Here is a 17,220-nt window from a genome sequence, read left to right on the forward strand (position 1 = left end):
CCACAGTCCGGGGTATAAAACAATTGGCACTGGCTTTACAAGCACCCTGTTGAGTTCTCAAAGACAACCACACACCAACCGCAAGCCCCACAACCGTGGAACCCGACCGGGGCATCTCGTTCACTCACCCGCCGCTCTCGCGCCGGGCACTTTTACTACGTTACCTCACCGTCTCTGCTGTGTCAAACCGTGTGTCCCGGTCTGTCATGCTTCGTACGGGTTGGCGCGCTGAGCACGCGCAGCAGTCACCCGTTGCGCTTGATCATCGGATTTGGCAGACCGGCCGCTGCGGTTTCCCGCTAGCTCGCCCGGTGCCCTGCCGGTCGACAACCTTACCCGGTCGGTTCCGCTCCGCCAAATCCGCCCTGCGGCGTTTCGGCGGGCCTCGCCCGGACCGCGTCCTTCCCAAGGCCAAAGCCTTGGTCGGACCCGGCGCCAGCCCTGTTCGGCGCTCCCGGGCTTTCGTCCCGTTTGCCCCGTTCCGCGCTGGCAGAGAGAAAGTACGCGTCCCCAGGTTTGATCGTCAAATCGACGGGTAGCGGTGCGCGTCACACCCGCGGAGAGGGCCGGGCGGGTCAGGGGGTGGGGCGGCGGGAAGCGCGGTAGGCCCTGATGCCCAGGACTCCCACGGTGGTGCCGATCGCCAGGGACGCGGCGATCAGCAGTGCGTGCACCCACAGGAAGCCGGTCGGGCTGCCTCGCCCACCGCGCCGGCCGACCAGGCGCGCTCGTCGTTCCAGATGGCGACCGCGAACCTCGGCCAGATCGCCCACGTCCAGACGCCGACGGCGACCAGGAACAGCGACCAACCACGAGACAGGACCATGGTCGGCCAGTATGCCAGCGCACCGTCCGCCCAGGTCAGGACCGCGGTCCGCGCGGCACGCGTTTCCGTTCCCGCCCGCGGGGCACTGTCCTGTCGAGCCGACTCGACGGAGGTGCCACCGATGCAGCCGTTCAACCCGTGGACCTGGCGGGATCCGTCCGCCCTGGCCGGTGGGTACGACCAGACCCGGCCCGCAGACGTGCCGCAGCAGCGGACCGACGACGCGGACGACGGGCCCGGACGCCCCGGCCCGGGTACGCCGCTCGACCTCACCGGCTACCGGGTGGAGGCGACGGACGGGCGGATCGGCTCCATCGACGAAGCGAACGAGGACGCGGACGCGCGGTACCTGGTGGTGGACACCGGTCCGTGGATCTTCGGCAAGAAGGTGCTGCTGCCGGCCGGCACGGTGGCGCAGGTCGACCACCTGGACCGCGTCGTGCACGTGGACCGCACCCGGGAGCAGGTGAAGGAGTCGCCGGCGTTCGACCCGGACCACTTCGCGCACCCCGAGTACCGGGAGCGGGTCGGCAGCTACTACACGGAGAGCTATCGACAGCAGTGAGCACGGCAGGAGGCAGCGGCGCGGTTCGGTGAGCGGTTACCGTGTGAGTCATGGTCCGGCCGCGCAGCTGCCTCCCGGAGGCCCGTAGCGGTCTAACGGGCCACGCTGTCGACGGCCGGGAGCAGATCCTCGACGTACTCCGTGCCGGCGGACTCCGTTTCCGCGCCGGCGGGCGATGGCGGCGCTCGTTCTGACGAGCCCGCACCACCGACCTGGGCGACCCGGGTCGCGTTTCCCCGCCAGCGAAGGCACGAAAGGCGTACGACCATGTCCTCTGCACGCATGCTCACCGGCGACCGCCCGACCGGGCGGCTGCACCTCGGCCACTACGTGGGCAGCATCGCCAACCGGGTGCGGCTGCACCAGCGCTACGAGAGCTTCTTCATCATCGCCGACCTGCACATGCTCACCACGCGTAACAGCCGCGCGGACATCGAGCAGGTGGCGCACAACGCCCGCGAGATGGTCACCGACATCCTCGCCGCCGGGGTGGAGCCGGAACGGGCGACGTTCTATCTCCAGTCCGCGATCCCGAGGTCGGTGACCTGAACACGCTGTTCCAGAACCTCATCACGGTGCCCCGGCTGGAACGGGTGCCGTCGCTGAAGGAGATGACCCGGGACGCCGGCAAGGACGAGATGCCGTACGGCCTGCTCGGCTATCCGGTCCTCCAAGCCGCCGACATCCTCTGCGTGAAGGGGCAGGTCGTGCCGGTCGGGAAGGACAACGCGGCGCACGTCGAGGTCACCCGGGAGATCGCCCGGCGGTTCAACCACCTCTACGGCGAGGTCTTCCCGGTGCCCGAGATGCTCATGTCGGCCACACCCACGCTGGTCGGCACCGACGGGGCCGGGAAGATGAGCAAGAGCAAGGGGAACGCGATCGCGCTCTCCGACGACGCGGCGACGGTGCGCCGCAAGGTGATGGGGATGTACACCGACCCGAACCGGGTCCGCGCCGACGTCCCCGGCACCGTGGAGGGGAACCCGGTCTTCGAGTTCCACGACGCCTTCAACCCGGACCGGGCGCAGGTGGCGGAGTTCAAGGCCCGCTACCGGCCGGCCAGGCGGGCCGGTCGGCGACCTGGAGGTCAAGGAGACACTGGCGACGGCGCTCAACCGGTTCCTGGACCCGATCCGGGAGCGCCGGGCCCGCTTCGAGGCGCAGCCCGGACTGGTCGACGAACTGATCGTCACCGGCACCGAGCGGACCCGCGAGCAGGTGCGCCGCACGCTCGTCGAGGTCCGCCGGGCGATGGGCCTGAGCAGCGCGTACACCCAGGTGCGACGCCGGGCCGAGCGCTACCGCAAGGCCGTCGCCACCTCGGCCTGACCACAGCCGGTCCGGGGTACGCGCTTGCGCCGACCCCGGACCGGCCGGTTACGCGCTGGCGGCATGGCCAGCTCGCACGCGTACCCGATGACGTCCTCCGACGTCCGGCTCGGCGCGCTGCGACGCCGGCGGTCCCGCGACCGCCTGCGCTGAGCCTTCCCCTCCTGCGACCGGCGGATCGAGCCGCCGGTCGTCATCGATCGCCCTCGCTCCGCCGTCGCGTTCCCGTCAGGTGATCCGCGCGGCGGATCCACAGCGAGATCGGCGTACTCATGGATCTTGAAAAGTTGCTCAGCGACCGGCTGGCGCCGGCGTTCGCGGCGGTGGCCGGCGTGCCGGTGGACCCGGCCGTGCGGCGTTCGCAGCACGCGGACTTCCAGTCCGACGCGGCACTGGGGCTGGCCCGGCGGCTCGGCCGCCCGCCGCGGGAGATCGCCGCGGAGGTACGGGAGCGCGCGGCGCTGGCCGACCTCTGCGCGGCGGTCGAGGTGTCCGGGCCTGGTTTCCTGAACCTCACGGTGGCCGGGCACGCGCTCGGCGGGCTGGTGTCCGCGATGGCCGCCGACCCGCGGCTCGGCGTGCCGGTGGCGGCCGAGCCGGAGACGGTGGTGGTCGACTACTCGGGGCCGAACGTGGCGAAGGAGATGCACGTCGGGCACCTGCGGTCGACGGTGATCGGGGACGCGGCGGCGCGGACGCTGGAGTGGCTGGGGCACCGGGTGCTGCGCGCGAATCACCTCGGCGACTGGGGCACACCGTTCGGCATGCTGATCGAGCACCTGCTCGACCTGGGCGAGGCCGGGCGGCCCAGGAGCTGTCGATGGGTGACCTGGACGGGTTCTACAAGGCGGCGCGGTCGAAGTTCGACGACGACGAGGCGTTCCGGGAGCGGGCGCGGCGCGGCAGCGGGTGGTGGCGTTGCAGGGCGGCGACCCGGCGACGCTGCGGCTGTGGCGGCTGCTGGTGACACAGTCGGAGAGCTACTTCCTGACCGTGTACGACCTGCTCGACGTGACGCTGACCGGCGACGACTTCCGGGGCGAGAGCAGCTACCACGACCAGCTCGCGCCGACGGTCGGGGAACTGGACCGGCTCGGGCTGCTGCGGCGCAGCGACGGCGCGGACTGCGTGTTCCCGCCCGGTTCGGTGGGTCGCGACGGGGAGCCGCTGCCGCTGATCGTGCGCAAGTCCGACGGCGGGTACGGCTACCCGGCCACGGATCTGGCCGCGCTGCGGCACCGGACCGGCGCGCTCGGCGCGACCCGGCTGCTCTACGTGGTCGGGCTGCCGCAGCGGCGGCACTTCGAGATGGTGTTCGCGGTCGCCGCGCAGGCCGGCTGGCTGGCCGCACCGGTGCGGGCCGAGCACGTCGGGTTCGGCTCGATCCTCGGCCCGGACGGGCGGATGCTGCGCAGCCGGGCCGGCGGGTCGGTGAAGCTGGTCGAGTTGCTCACCGAGGCGGTGGGGCGGGCCACCGCGCTGGCCCGGGAGCGCAACCCGGAGCTGGGCGAGGCGGAGGCCGCCGAGGTGGGACGCGCGGTCGGCGTCGGCGCGATCAAGTACGCCGACCTGTCCGGCGACCGGCACAAGGACTACGTGCTGGACTGGGAGCGGATGCTGTCGCTGGACGGGAACACCGCGCCGTACCTCCAGTACGCGTACTCCCGGGTCCGGTCGATCTTCCGGCGGGCCGGCGCGGCGGCGCGGCCGGACGCGGAGGTCTCGCTCGCCGAGCCGGCCGAGCGGGCGCTCGCCATGGAGCTGGCCGGCTTCGCCGCGGTGGTCGAGGAGGTGGCGGGCGGCCTGGAGTTCCACCGGCTGACCGCCTACCTGCACCGGCTCGCGGTCGCGTTCAGTGCGTTCTACGAGCGCTGCCCGGTGCTGCGGGCGGAGGGGCCGGTCCGGGAGAGCCGGCTCGTGCTGTGCGAGCTGACCGGGCGGGTCCTGCGGCAGGGCCTGGACCTGCTCGGCATCCGTACCCCCGAGCGGCTGTGAGGCCGAGGGGTCACCGGAAGCCCGTGCGGCGGCTAGCGTGACGCATCGATCGAACGAGAGGGAGGCGACCATGGCGGATCGGCGCGCGGTACTCGCTCCGGGACGTGGCTACGACACCCGGGGCCCGCTCTTCGTCTACATCGGTGAGGCGTTGCGCCGGCTCGGCTTCGACGTGCACGAGGTCACCTGGCGGTCGATCGGGGATCTGCGCCTCGACAGCGCGCCGGAGTGGGTCGCCGAGCAGCTGGACCCGGTCCTCGACGCCGGGGTGGATCTGCTCGTGGGCAAGTCGCTCGGCAGTTTCGCCGCGCCGCTGGCAGCCGACCGGGGCATCCCGGCGGTCTGGCTGACGCCGCTGCTGACCGACCCCGCGGTACGGGAGCCGCTGGGCCGGGCCACCGCGCCGTTCCTGCTGGCCGGCGGCACCGCCGACCGGGTCTGGGACGGTGCGGTGGCGCGCCGGCTGACCCCGTACGTGGTGGAGGTCGTCGACGCCGACCACTCGATGATGGTGCCCGGCCCGCTGGCGGCCTCGGCCGAGGCGCTCGGCCGGGTCTGCACGGCGGTGGAGGAGTTCGCCGCCGGCCGCTGACGGTCAGCGGCGACTCCGCCGGGTCCACACCACCGCCACCACTGCCGCGATGAGCGGCAGCAGGCAGCAGAGCGCCAGGACGGACAGGTGCCACGGCTTGATCGCTCCCATGGCGGGAATGATAGACGGCTCTCGCTAGGTTGACGGCCGGTGGCCCTGCCGTCCAGCCACAGCGTGTCGCTGTCGTCGCGGTGGGAGCCCGTGGAGCCGACGTGCTTGGCGCTGATCTCCGGCCCGTTCTTGATCACGTGGACGAGGGCCATCGCGTGTCCCCGGCCGAGGCCGTACTCGTCCCGGTCGGGGCGTCCCGATCAACGACGGACCGCGCCACCATCGTTGCCTCCAGGGCAACGATCGGGCGAGACGCCGGAGAGCCCGGCCCGCGTGGTCGCGGGCCGGGCTCTCCGGATCTCGGGGTACGCGCTCAGCGCTGGAGGGTGAGGAGTCCGGGGCGGTAGGGCAGGAGGCCGTAGTCGCCGCCGGAGTTGGGGGAGCGGCCCTGGTAGAGCAGTTGGAGGTTGCAGGGGTCGACGGTGAAGGTCTGGTCGGCGGTGGTGCGGATCAGTTCGCCGTGGCTGATGTCGTTGGTCCAGGTCGCGCCGCTGTTGGCCTTGCCGGCGAACGGGTTGGACTCGGTGGCCGCCTGCGGGGTCCACGTACCGCCCAGGCTGGTGGCGGTGAAGGACCGGAAGTAGCGGCCCTGGGAGCCGATCGCCTCGACGATCATCAGGTAGCGGGTCTGGCCCTGCAGTTTGTAGACCTGCACGGCCTCGAACAGGTTGTTCGTCGAATCGCTCATGATCGTGGTGTAGTTCGACCCGAAGCTGCCCGGGAAGTTCCCGATCGGCATGCTGGAGCGGTAGATCTTGCCGTTGTCACCGGCGAAGAACAGGTACATGTTCTGGTCGTCGGCGATCAGCGTCTGGTCGATCGGACCGGTACCGGAACCGGAGATGCTGCCGGTGAACAACGGCTGCGCCGACGACCACCCGTTCGGGTTCGTCGGGTTCGTCGAGGTGCGGTACGAGAACGCGGTCGGTCCCCACTGGTAGGCCAGCACCCAGATGCTACGCGGCGCGAAGTAGAACAACGTCGGCGCCACCGTGCCCGAGGACATCGCGTTCTGCGACGCGGAGGCCATCTGCGACCAGTTCGAGAACAGGCCGAAGTTCATCGACCCCCACGACGACCCGTAGTCGTGCGTCGTCGCGTACACCAGATGCTGCCCGTTGTACGGCACCACGGTGAAGTCCTTCAACGACACCCACCCGACCGCGGCTGTGCCAACACACCCGTCGACGACCACCGGTACGACGACGGCAGATTGCACGTACCACCCGGCGGCGGCGTGGTCGGAGGCGGTGTGGTGGGGTTGCCGCCGCCACCGTCGACGCGCACGAGCTGCCACTGCTGGTTGGCGCCGTTCCAGTCGTCGTATTGGACGATGCTTCCGCCGTCGGCGGTCGAGGCGCCCTGCACCTCCACCACCTTGTTGCTGTGGCGGCTGATCAGCCGGACGTAGCCGCTGTCGGAGTCGGCCAGCCGGAACTGCTGGTTGGTCCCGTTGAGGTCGGACCACTGCACGATGCTGCCGCCGTTGGCGGTCGACCAGTTGTAGACGTCGAGCACCTTGCCGGACAGCCGGGACTTCAGCCGGTAGTAGCCGCCGCCGGAGTCGACGAACTGCCACTGCTGCTGGTTGCCGTTGTTGCGCGACCACTGCACGATCCGCGCGCCGTCGTTGGTGGCCAGGTTGTAGACGTCGAGGGCCTTGCCGCTGTTGCGGTTGACCAGGACGTACCAGGCGTTCGTGTCGACGCTCGCGGCGGCTGCGGGCGCGGACACGACCGCCACGGCGCCGGCGCCGACCAGTACCGCTGCCGCCCCCGTGGCGACGACCCGCGGCAGCCATCCGCGCCGTCGTGGCGGCGACACAGTCGATGGGGACCTGCCGAAAGCAAACATGTTCCTCCCTCAGATCAGACATGTTGTGAGCGCTAACAGTTAGTCGAAGCGCACTGATCCCACACCCGGCCTGCCACGCGACCATCCGCGCCCGCCCGGTGAGCCGCCGAAAGCACCGCCCTACGCCATCGACTGTGAGCGATAACACGCCGTTCGTCAAGTCGTAACAGTCGATGGATGGCAGGCGCCTCAAGCGGCAGGACCGTGAGAGGAGGTGCAGGAGATCGCCCCTCGGCTGACCAGGGGATCGGGGTGGACGATTTCTGGCAAAGTCTGAACTTTCGATTCGTGGTCTAGATGGGCAAAAAGGCGCATAATTGATCCCTTACGGTCGCTCCCCGGGCGACGACGACGCCGGCCGGCGAACCGTCCAAAAGGCACCCTCTCCCCACCGGTGGGTCGATGGCGCTGGATCCCTGAAGCCACTAGGTTGGCCGTCGCCGCTGTGCTCGGCCGGCGCATTCACGAACCTAAGGAACACTCATGACAACCGCACCCGTGCGCCAGGATGAGCCCCCGGTCTCGCTGGGCAGGGTCCGCGCGGAGCCGCTCGACCGGCTGTCCGCCGCGGACATCTCCCCCATCGTGCGCCGGGTGATGGCGGCTCACCTCGATCAGACCCGCATCCCGGCGGCGAAGTTCTCGTCGTTCATCTGATCCGCGATGCCTCCGGGGCCCGCCCGCGCGGCGCTCACCGAGTTCGTCCTCAAGGTGCACGCCAGGTGTGACCTGGCGTGCGACCACTGCTACGTCTACGAACACGCCGACCAGAGCTGGCGCCGCCGCCCGGTGCGGATGACGCCGGAGGTGCTCCGGGCCGCGGCCGGGCGGATCGCCGAACACGCCGCGGCCCACGACCTGCCGGACGTCACTGTCATCCTGCACGGCGGGGAACCGCTGCTGCTCGGCGCCGAGCGACTGGGCGACGTGCTCGCGGGCCTCCGGCGGGTCATCGCCCCGGTCACCCGGCTCCGGCTCGGCATGCAGACCAACGGCGTCCTGCTCACCGAGCGGCTCTGCGACCTGCTCGCCGACCACGACGTCGCGGTCGGCGTGTCGCTCGACGGCGACCGGGCCGCCAACGACCGGCACCGGCGCTTCCGGTCCGGCGCCGGCAGCTACGACCAGGTGCTGCGCGCGCTCGCCATGCTGCGCCGCCCGGCGTACCGGCGGATCTACTCCGGCCTGCTGTGCACCGTGGACGTGCGCAACGACCCGATCGCGGTGTACGAGTCCCTGCTCGCCCAGGAGCCCCCGCGGATCGACTTCCTGCTCCCGCACGCCACCTGGGACGACCCGCCGTGGCGACCGGCCGGCGGCGACACCGCGTACGCGGGCTGGCTGCGCGCCGTCTACGACCGCTGGCGGGCCGACGGACGGCCGGTCTCCGTGCGCCTCTTCGACTCGCTGCTGTCCACCGCTACGGGCGGACCCAGCGGCACCGAGTGGCTCGGTCTCGACCCGGTCGACCTGGCGGTGATCGAGACCGACGGCGAGTGGGAGCAGGCAGACTCGCTCAAGACCGCGTACGACGGCGCGCCGGCCACCGGCATGACCGTCTTCTCGCACGCGGCCGACGACGTGGCGGCCAGCCCGCTCCTGGCCCGCCGCCGCTCCGGCCGGGCCGGGCTCAGCGACGAGTGCCGGCGGTGCCCGGTGGTCGACCAGTGCGGCGGCGGACTCTTCGCCCATCGGTACGGCGCCGGGCACTTCGACCATCCGAGTGTCTACTGCGCCGATCTGAAAGAGCTGGTCGTGCACGTGAACGAGAACCCACCGGCACCCGTCCGGCTCGACGCCGGCCTGCCCGACGACTTCATCGACCGCCTCGCGGCCCTGACCGGCGACCGGGTCGCCATCGGCCGGCTCGTGGAGGCACAGATCGCCATCGTCCGCGCGCTTCTCGCCGAGGTGGCCGACCGGCTGCCGGCGGGTGGGGCCGGAGCCGACGGCTGGGCGGCGCTGACCGCCCTCGACCGCGGTGCGCCGGAGTCCGTCGCCCGGATCGCGGCCCATCCGTACGTGCGGGCCTGGGCTGTCGACTGCCTCGCCGGCACCGGCACCGGCGCCCGGCAGGGACCGGACTACCTCAGCGCGCTCGCCGTCGCCGCCGCGCTCGACACCGGCACCCCGGTACGCCTCGACGTGCCGGTGCGGTCCGGCCGCCTGCACCTGCCGACGGTGGGCACCGTCCTGCTGCCCGAGGTGGGCGACGGCACCGCACGGGTCGAGACCGGCCCGGGTTCGCTGCGGGTGACCGCCGGGGAGGTGACAGCGGTGATCCGGCCCGGAACCCCCGGCGATGCGCCGAGGTGGTGGCCGGCCCGCGTACTCGCCGCGCCGGACGTGAGCGTCCTGCTGGAGGACGGTGACCCGCACCGCGACTGCCACCGGCTGCCCGCCGGTGACCGGCTCGACGACGCCGGGGCCGCGCGCTGGGCCGAGACGTTCGCGGCGGCGTGGCAGGTGATCCGGGACGAGGTGCCGGGCCACGCCGAGGAACTGCGTACCGGTTTGCGGGCCGTGGTCCCGTTGCGGCGCAGCGGCGCGGGTGTCAGCGAGGCGTCGACCGCGCGGCAGGCGTTCGGCGGTGTCGCGGCCACGGAGACCGACGCCGGGTCACTCGCGGTGCTGCTCGTGCACGAGTTCCAGCACAGCAAGATGAACGCGCTGCTGGACGTCTGCGACCTGGTCGACGGCACCCGGCCGATCGACATCACAGTCGGCTGGCGGCCCGACCCGCGGCCCGCGGAGGCCGTCCTGCACGGCATCTACGCGCACGCGGCGGTGGCCGGCATCTGGCGGATCCGGGCCGACCGTCAGGTCGACGGCGCGCAGGCGGTCTACCGGCGGTACCGCGACTGGACGGCCGAGGCGATCGGCGCGCTGCAACGGGCGGACGCGCTCACCCCGGCCGGCTCGCGGCTGGTCCGGCAGGTCGCCCGCTCGATGTCCGGGTGGCCGTCGTGACCGCCGCGCCGACCGCGTACCGGGCCGGCACGCTCGCCGCCGACCTGCGCGCGCTCGGGCTCGGCCCCGGTGACGTGGTGCTCGTGCACTGTTCCCTGCGCACCCTCGGACCGGTCGACGGCGGCGCGGGCGCCCTGGCCAGGGCGCTGCGTACGGCCGTGGGTCCGGCCGGCACCGTCGTGGTCCCGGCGCAGACCCCCGACAACTCGGTGAGCAGCGCCGCGTACCGCGCCGCGACCGCCGGGCTGACCGACGAGGAACGTCTGGCGTACGAGGACCGGATGCCCGGCTTCGACCCGGCCGTCACACCGTCGTTCGGGGTCGGCGCGTTCGCCGAGCACGTACGCCGGCTGCCCGGTGCGGTCCGCAGCCGGCACCCGCAGACGTCGTTCAGCGCGTGGGGGCCGCGGGCGCAGGAGCTGATGCGCATCCACGACCTGGACTCCCATCTGGGAGAACGGTCCCCGCTGGCCGCCCTGGAGGCAGCCGGGGCGTGGACGCTGCTGCTCGGTGTCGGCTATGCGACATGCACCGCGCTGCACCTCGCCGAGTACCGGTTGCGCCGGCCGGCGCCGCGTCGCCCGTACCGCTGCTATGTGCTGCGCGACGGCCGCCGGGAACGGCTCGACTTCGAGGCTCCGCACCTGGATGCGGCCCCTTTTCCGGTGATCGGCGCGGAACTCGACGGGGCGGCGTTCACCCGGCACGGAACGGTCGGCGACGCGCCGGCCCGGCTGCTGCCGATATCCGACGCGGTACGCACCGCCGTCGCCTGGATGGACGCCCACATCGGACGGTGCGGGCCTGGTAACCCGAGCGCAACCTCTCTACCCTGATCGATAGGCGCCGTATCGTGTCGACCGGGGAGCAGCGCGTGATCATTGACGGTTGGAGGTCAGGCGCACTTCCCGTGGAACGGTCGTGCCGTCGTGACCTCTGAGCGGCCCGCGCTGCCGGGCCCGCCCTATTTCTTCCTCAGCTACGTCCCCCCACCGACGCACAACGACCGCACCCCGGGCGACCACTGGGTCCGCCGCTTCTACCACGATCTCAACCTGGCGATCGACGGCCGGCCCGGCGACCGGTTACGCCGGCAGGGTTTCGCCGACTTCATGGTGCGGCCGCCGGACGACCGGACGGAACGAAAACGCACAGCGCTCGCCGAGGCCGAGGTGTTCGTGCCGTTGTACTCACCGGACTACCTCAACCGCGACGACTCCCGCCGGGAACGGGAGTGGTTCCGGCAACGGCTGATCCGGGCCGGCCGCCCGCCCGACGGCGACAACATCCTGCCGGTCCTGTGGATCCCGTCGCCCGCCGCCGTGCACGCGCCGGACCAGGCCCGGGCCGTGGCGATGGCCGCCGACGTGGACGCGTACGCCGCGAACGGCATGAGCGCGCTCTGCCGGCTCCAGAAGTTCCAGCACGCCTACAAGGAGGTGCTGGGCCGACTCGCCCAGCACATCGTCGAGACCGCCGAGCAGACGCCGCTGCAACCGGCCGAGCCGCCGACCGGCCCGACCGACCTGCCGTCGTCCCCGACGAGCGAGGTGCCGTTCCGGGCGGTGGTGATCGCGCCCGAGGAACCGGCCGACCCGGGCCGGCTCAACGGGCGGTCCGACACGCACGCCGGACGGTGGCGCCCGTTCCGCGACCGGCCGCCGGTCGTCGACGACGTGACCGACGCGGTGCAGCGGCTGCGGATGCCGATCGACGTCCGCGACTTCGTGCCGGACGCCGGGCTGTTCCGGGGCTGCCCGGGCGTACTCATGATCGATCCTCGGGTGGTCGAGACGCCGGACGGTGCGGAGGCCGTCCGCGCGGCCGTCGCCTCGCTGCACCGCTGGGTGGGCGTCGTGGTGATCATCGAGGACTCGGCGCCCGGCCGCCGCTCCCACGCGGCGGTGCTGCTCGACCGGGCCATCGAGATCTTCCCGCCCGCGGCACGCCCGCTGGCGATCACCACGTACGACGACTGGCGGGCCGGGATCCACGGCCTGGTCGACCGGATGCGCCGCCGCTACCTGGAGGCGAGACCGGCCTACCCGCCGCCGGGACGGCCGATCAGCAAACCCAGGCTCTGGGAGAACCCGCCGCCCGACGAGGGAGTGGACACATGACCCGACGCGAGGGACAGGTCGTCACCTTCTACTCCTACAAGGGCGGCACCGGCCGGACGATGGCGCTGGCGAACGTCGCCTGGATCCTCGCCGCCAACGGCAAGCGCGTGCTCGCCGTCGACTGGGACCTGGAGTCCCCCGGCCTGTCGCGCTTCTTCGCGCCGTTCATCGACCGGGACGCGCTGGAGAGCACCGGCGGGGTGATCGACCTGATCCGGGAGTACGAGTGGGCGACCACCACCAAGCAGGACAAGGGCGACGACCGCTGGCACGAGCAGTACGCCCGCGTGCACAAGTACTCGTTCTCGCTGAACTGGTCCAACTTCCCCGGCGACGGGACGCTCGACTTCCTCGGCGCGGGCCAGCAGAACAACGACTACGCCGGCGCGCTCGCCGGGATGAACTGGGACGAGTTCTACGAGCGGCAGGGCGGCGGCTACTTCTTCGACGCGCTGCGCGCCGACATGAAGCGCAACTACGACTACGTGCTGATCGACAGCCGGACCGGGTTCTCCGACGTCGCCGACATCTGCACCATCCAGCTGCCGGACGTGCTGGTCACCTGCTTCACCCTCAGCGAGCAGGGCATCACCGGCGCGGCGAAGGTGGCGCGGCTGGTCGAGCACCGCTACGGGTCGCGGCGGATCCGGGTGCTGCCCGTGCCGATGCGGATCGACCCGGCGGAGAAGGTCAAGGCGGACACCGGGCGGGCGGTGGCGCGCCAGCGCTTCAGCGGCCTGCCGAGCGGGATGAGCGAGGCCGACCGGGACCGGTACTGGGCCCGGATGCAGGTGCCCTACCAGGCGTTCTACGCGTACGAGGAACTACTCGCCACGTTCGCCGACCAGCCCGGCGTCAACGGCTCGCTGCTGTCCGCGTACGAGGTGCTGGCCCGGGAGATCACCCGGGGCGAGGTGGAGTCGCTGCCGCCGATGAGCAGCGCGGTACGCGAACGGGTCAACGCCCGGTTCACCCGTACCTCCAACTCGGTGGAGAACGAGATCCTGCTCCGGCACGCCCCGTACGACCGGGTGTGGGCGGAGTGGATCGGGCACCTGCTGGTCTCGGCCGACGTCCGGGTCACCGATCCGTGGTTCGCCGAGGACGAGACGCCCCGGACGGCCCGGGAGCTGATCATCGTGTCGGAGTCCAACGCCGGCGAGGAGGCGGTGCTCGCCGCGCCGGACCGCTCGCCCGACCAGGTGCCGCTCGTCGTGTATGTCGCGGACGTGCGGCGCCTGGCGAACGTGCCCGCCGCGCACACCGTCTCGGTGGCCGGCCTGGAGGCCCGGACCGCCGCCGCGCGGATCCTGCGCCTGGTCGGCCGCGAGGGGGTGCCGGCCGACCTGGAACTGCCGACCGGTCCCCGGTTCCCCGGCCGCGACAACACGGTGTTCGAGGTGCCGGGCCGGAACAAGCGCTTCACCGGGCGGGAGGCGGACCTGCGCGAGTTGCGGACGCTGCTGCGCAGCAGCCCGAAGGTGGTGCTCTCCGGCACCGGGCCGGTGGCGTTGCAGGGCATGGGCGGCATCGGCAAGAGCCAGCTCGCGCTGGAGTACGCCCACCGCTACCGCGCCGCGTACGACATGGTGTGGTGGATCGACGCCGACCAGGTGCCGTTCATCGAGTCGGCCATCGGTGACCTCGCGCCCTACCTGGGCGTGCCGTCGTCGGAGTCGAACCGGGAGAACGCCCGGCTGGTGCTCCAGGCGCTGCGCCGCACCGACCTCCGCTGGCTGCTGATCATGGACAACGCGGACGAGGTCGAGGGCGTCCTGCCGTACGTGCCGGACGGCAAGGGCCACGTCCTGATCACGTCCCGGAACCTCCAGTGGGTGGAGCGGGCCACCACCGTCCAGGTCGACGTGTTCAAGCGCGCGGAGAGCATCCAGCACCTCACCGAGCGGGTGCCGACCATGCGCGTCGACCAGGCCGACCGGATCGCCGCCCTGCTCGGTGACCTGCCGATCGCTGTCACCGCCGCCGCGGCCTGGCTGGCCGACACCGGCCACTCGGTCGACAGCTACCTCACCGAGATCGCCAGGTTCGGGCCGGGCGCGGTGATGGAGCCGAACAGCAACGTCTCCGTCGAGGCCACCTGGGAGCTGTCACTCAACCACCTGCGGACCCGCAACCCGGCCGCCTACCGGGTGCTGCAACTCTGCTCGGTGTTCGCGCCGGAGATCTCCGCCGACCTCGTCTACAGCGACGAGTTCGCCGAGGCGCTGGTGCCGTTCCACCCGCAGGCGAAGGAGCGGCTGGTCCGGCAGCAACTGGTGCAGCAGGCGAACCGGCTCGCCCTGGTCCGGGTCGACCTGCGGGCCGAGAACCCGTCCGGCGGTGAGCGGGGCCGGGGCGGCCTGGTGCTCATGCACCGCCTGCTCCAGCACGCCGTCCGGTCCCGGATGACGGAGGCGGAACTCGACGAGGCCCGCCAGCAGGTCCACCTGGTGCTCGCCGCCGCCCGGCCGGAAGGCGAGGTCGACGACCCCGACGGCTGGCCAAGGTTCCGGGTCATCTGGCCGCACCTGGAGGCGTCCAAGGCGCCGCTGAGCCGCAAGGTGGAGGTGCGGGCCCTGATGATCGACCGGGTGCGCTACCTCCAGTTGCGCGGCGACCTGGAGACCGGCCGGCGGCTCGGGCAGGAGGTCGCGCAGACCTGGGAGCAGATGCTCGCGGAGGAGACCGACCCACGGGCGCGCGACGACCTGCGCCGGCAGTTGCTGCACCTCCAGTTCAACCTCGCCAACATCCTCGCCTTCCTCGGGCAGTTCACCGAGTCCCGGGCGCTGGACGAGGAGGTGCTGACGGCCCAGCGGGACCTGCTCGGCGAGGACCACCCGCACACGCTGATGACCGCCGGCGGGCTCGCCCGCGACCTGCGCGGCATGGGCATGTACAACGAGGCGCTGCGTCTGGACGAGATCACGTTCAACGCGTGGAAGCGGAACTTCACCGAGGAGCACCCGCGTACCCTCGCCGCGCTCAACAACCTCGCCAGCACCCAGCGCCTGATGGGCGACTTCCGGGAGGCCCGCAAGAACGACGAGATGGTGCTGGCCGGGCGCCGCGCGATCCTCGGGGAGAACCACCCGGACACGCTCGCCTCCTCCGCGTACGTCGGCATCGACATGCGCGACGCGGGCGACTTCGAGCAGTCGGTCACCCGCCTGCGCAGCGTCCACCGGGATCTGCTGCACACGGCCGGGGCCGAACACCTGATCACCCTGCGGACGCAGACGAACCTGGCGGTGTCGCTGCGCGCGGCCGGGCACGCGGTCGAGGCGGGCAAGCTCCTCGAAGCCGCGTACGAGCTGCTGAACGAGCGGTTCGGGCCGGACAACCCGGAGACGCTCACCTGCCGGCTGAGCCTGTCGATCAACCTGCTCACCGTCGACCTGTTCCAGCGCGCCAGCCGGGAACTCACCGAGGTACACCGCATCTACCAGCGCAACCTCGGCCCGGCGCACCCGCTGACCCTGGTCTGCATGGTCAACCTCGCCATGGTGGCCCGCCGCGCCGGGGACTTCGCCGAGGCGCGGCAGCTCGCCGGCCGGTCCGCCGACGCGCTCGCCGGAGTGCTCGGCAGCGGGCACCCGTACCCGCTCTCCGGCTGGATGAACCAGGGCATCTGCATCGCCGAACAGCCCGACCCGCCGGAGGGCCGGGAGGCCGCGGACCTGGAGGCGCTGAGCCTGCTGGGGCGCGCCCACGACGGGCTGGTCCGGATCCTCGGCCGCGACCACACGAACACGCTGCGCTGCCGGGCGAACCTGGTGGTGATGCAGGAGCGGGTGGAGAACGGCCGGCGGGCGGAGGTGGAGGCGGTCACCCGCGAGCTGACCTACCGGCTGGGTGAGAACCACCCGGCGGTCGAGGCCGTCCGGGAGAGCCGGTTGCAGCGGCGCATCATCGACCCGCATCCGATCTGACCGCGGCCCGCTCCACCGGGTCGGCCAGCCACGCGAGGATCTCCGGCAGCACCTCCACCGCGCCGAAGTGCGCGCTGCGCGGCTGCACGTGCAGTTGCGCGCCGGGGATCTTCTCGGCCAGCCAGCGGGTGTGGCTGGCCGGGGCGAAGTTGTCGTCGGCGCCGTGCCACAGCCGGACCGGCATCCGGATGTCCGCGAGCGTGATCCCCCAGTCGGCGCGCAACGCCAGCACGTCGTCGATCCAGCCGTGCGGCCCCTGGCGCAGCGCCTCGGCGTAGGCGTCGGTCAGCTGACGGCGGATCGGCACACCGGCCACCACCCGGCGGTCGGCCGCGGTCATCTGCTCGACCAGCACCGCCAGCAGCGAGCCCGGGTCGTCCATGGTCCGCTCGGCCCGCAGCCGCAACTGCTCGGCGAGCATCGGCACGTCGTGCTCGGCGGCGCCGTAGTCCCGGACGTTGGCGTCGGTCATGCCACCGAACCAGTCCAGCCCGGCCGCGCCGGCCGGGGCGAGACCGACCAGCACGGCGGTCCGCCGTACCCGCTCCGGCAGCAGCGCGGCGCAGGCCAGGGCGTGCGGGCCGCCGCCGGAGCGCCCCACCACCGAGAACCCGTCCAGGCCCAGGTCGTCGGCGATGGCCGCGACGTCCGCCGCAGCGTCCGCGACCCGGCGGCCGGGCAGCCGGCTGGAACCGCCGTAACCCGGCCGGTCGTACGAGATCAGCCGTACGCCGAGCCGGTGCAGCACGATGGACCGTGGTCGTGGACCGTTGCGGCTGCCGGGTGTGCCGTGCATCAGGAACACGGGCCAACCGCGTTCCTGCCCGGCGATGTCGACCGCCAGGTTCCTCCTTCCCGTCCGGACGATGTGCTCTCGGTGCCGGGGCGAGTGTGCCAATCGGGGCCTCCGAACGGGTGGTGGC

9 protein-coding genes and 3 pseudogenes are annotated in these 17,220 nt (G+C 72.1%); 9 read left to right on the forward strand and 3 right to left on the reverse strand.

Annotated elements, in window-relative coordinates; all coding sequences use genetic code 11:
* Positions 1-658: 658 nt before the first annotated feature.
* On the reverse strand, positions 659-826 hold the full coding sequence (locus tag KSK32_RS00080; protein ID WP_254186866.1) for an SCO4848 family membrane protein: 168 nt from the start codon (positions 824-826) through the stop codon (positions 659-661).
* Positions 827-947: 121 nt separating this feature from the next.
* Here KSK32_RS00080 and KSK32_RS00085 point away from each other — a divergent pair, with 121 nt between their 5' ends.
* The 4 genes and pseudogenes from KSK32_RS00085 (at position 948) to KSK32_RS00100 (ending at position 5,310) form a co-directional block, all read left to right on the forward strand.
* Positions 948-1,391, forward strand: a complete 444-nt coding sequence (locus tag KSK32_RS00085) for a PRC-barrel domain-containing protein (protein WP_216927906.1) — start codon at positions 948-950, stop codon at positions 1,389-1,391.
* Between the two features lie 267 nt (positions 1,392-1,658).
* Positions 1,659-2,723, forward strand: a pseudogene (gene trpS, locus KSK32_RS00090) (tryptophan--tRNA ligase).
* 272 nt (positions 2,724-2,995) lie between these two features.
* Positions 2,996-4,718, forward strand: a pseudogene (gene argS, locus KSK32_RS00095) (arginine--tRNA ligase).
* Positions 4,719-4,788: 70 nt separating this feature from the next.
* On the forward strand, positions 4,789-5,310 hold the full coding sequence (locus tag KSK32_RS00100; protein WP_216927907.1) for an alpha/beta hydrolase: 522 nt from the start codon (positions 4,789-4,791) through the stop codon (positions 5,308-5,310).
* 424 nt (positions 5,311-5,734) lie between these two features.
* Here the strand turns inward: KSK32_RS00100 and KSK32_RS00110 are convergent.
* Positions 5,735-7,275: pseudogene (locus KSK32_RS00110) on the reverse strand (non-reducing end alpha-L-arabinofuranosidase family hydrolase).
* Between the two features lie 483 nt (positions 7,276-7,758).
* Between KSK32_RS00110 and KSK32_RS00115 the strand changes: the two are divergent.
* From KSK32_RS00115 to fxsT, 5 genes are all read left to right on the forward strand, one after another.
* Positions 7,759-7,932 (forward strand): hypothetical protein, encoded by a 174-nt coding sequence (locus tag KSK32_RS00115; RefSeq protein ID WP_167361554.1) that lies wholly within the window; start codon positions 7,759-7,761, stop codon positions 7,930-7,932.
* Between the two features lie 6 nt (positions 7,933-7,938).
* Positions 7,939-10,245 carry an FxsB family cyclophane-forming radical SAM/SPASM peptide maturase gene (locus KSK32_RS00120; RefSeq protein WP_216927908.1) on the forward strand — a complete coding sequence of 769 codons (2,307 nt, stop codon included), beginning with the start codon at positions 7,939-7,941 and terminating at the stop codon, positions 10,243-10,245.
* Positions 10,242-11,081, forward strand: a complete 840-nt coding sequence (locus KSK32_RS00125; RefSeq protein WP_216927928.1) for an AAC(3) family N-acetyltransferase — start codon at positions 10,242-10,244, stop codon at positions 11,079-11,081. The genes KSK32_RS00120 and KSK32_RS00125 overlap by 4 nt, the downstream gene beginning before the upstream one ends.
* A gap of 93 nt (positions 11,082-11,174) precedes the next feature.
* Entirely contained in the window at positions 11,175-12,365 is a 1,191-nt protein-coding gene (locus KSK32_RS00130; RefSeq protein WP_216927909.1) for a TIR-like protein FxsC, read from the forward strand.
* On the forward strand, positions 12,362-16,297 hold the full coding sequence (fxsT, locus tag KSK32_RS00135) for an FxSxx-COOH system tetratricopeptide repeat protein (protein ID WP_216927910.1): 3,936 nt from the start codon (positions 12,362-12,364) through the stop codon (positions 16,295-16,297). The genes KSK32_RS00130 and fxsT overlap by 4 nt, the downstream gene beginning before the upstream one ends.
* Here fxsT and KSK32_RS00140 read toward each other — a convergent pair.
* Positions 16,275-17,195: an alpha/beta fold hydrolase gene (locus tag KSK32_RS00140; RefSeq protein ID WP_216927911.1), complete on the reverse strand. Its 921-nt coding sequence runs from the start codon at positions 17,193-17,195 to the stop codon at positions 16,275-16,277. The two genes, fxsT and KSK32_RS00140, sit on opposite strands and share 23 nt — an antisense overlap.
* Between the last annotated feature and the right edge of the window lie 25 nt (positions 17,196-17,220).

The sequence above is a fragment of the Micromonospora sp. WMMB482 genome, from assembly GCF_019038635.1.
In the GTDB taxonomy this organism is placed as follows: Bacteria; Actinomycetota; Actinomycetes; order Mycobacteriales; family Micromonosporaceae; genus Micromonospora; species Micromonospora marina.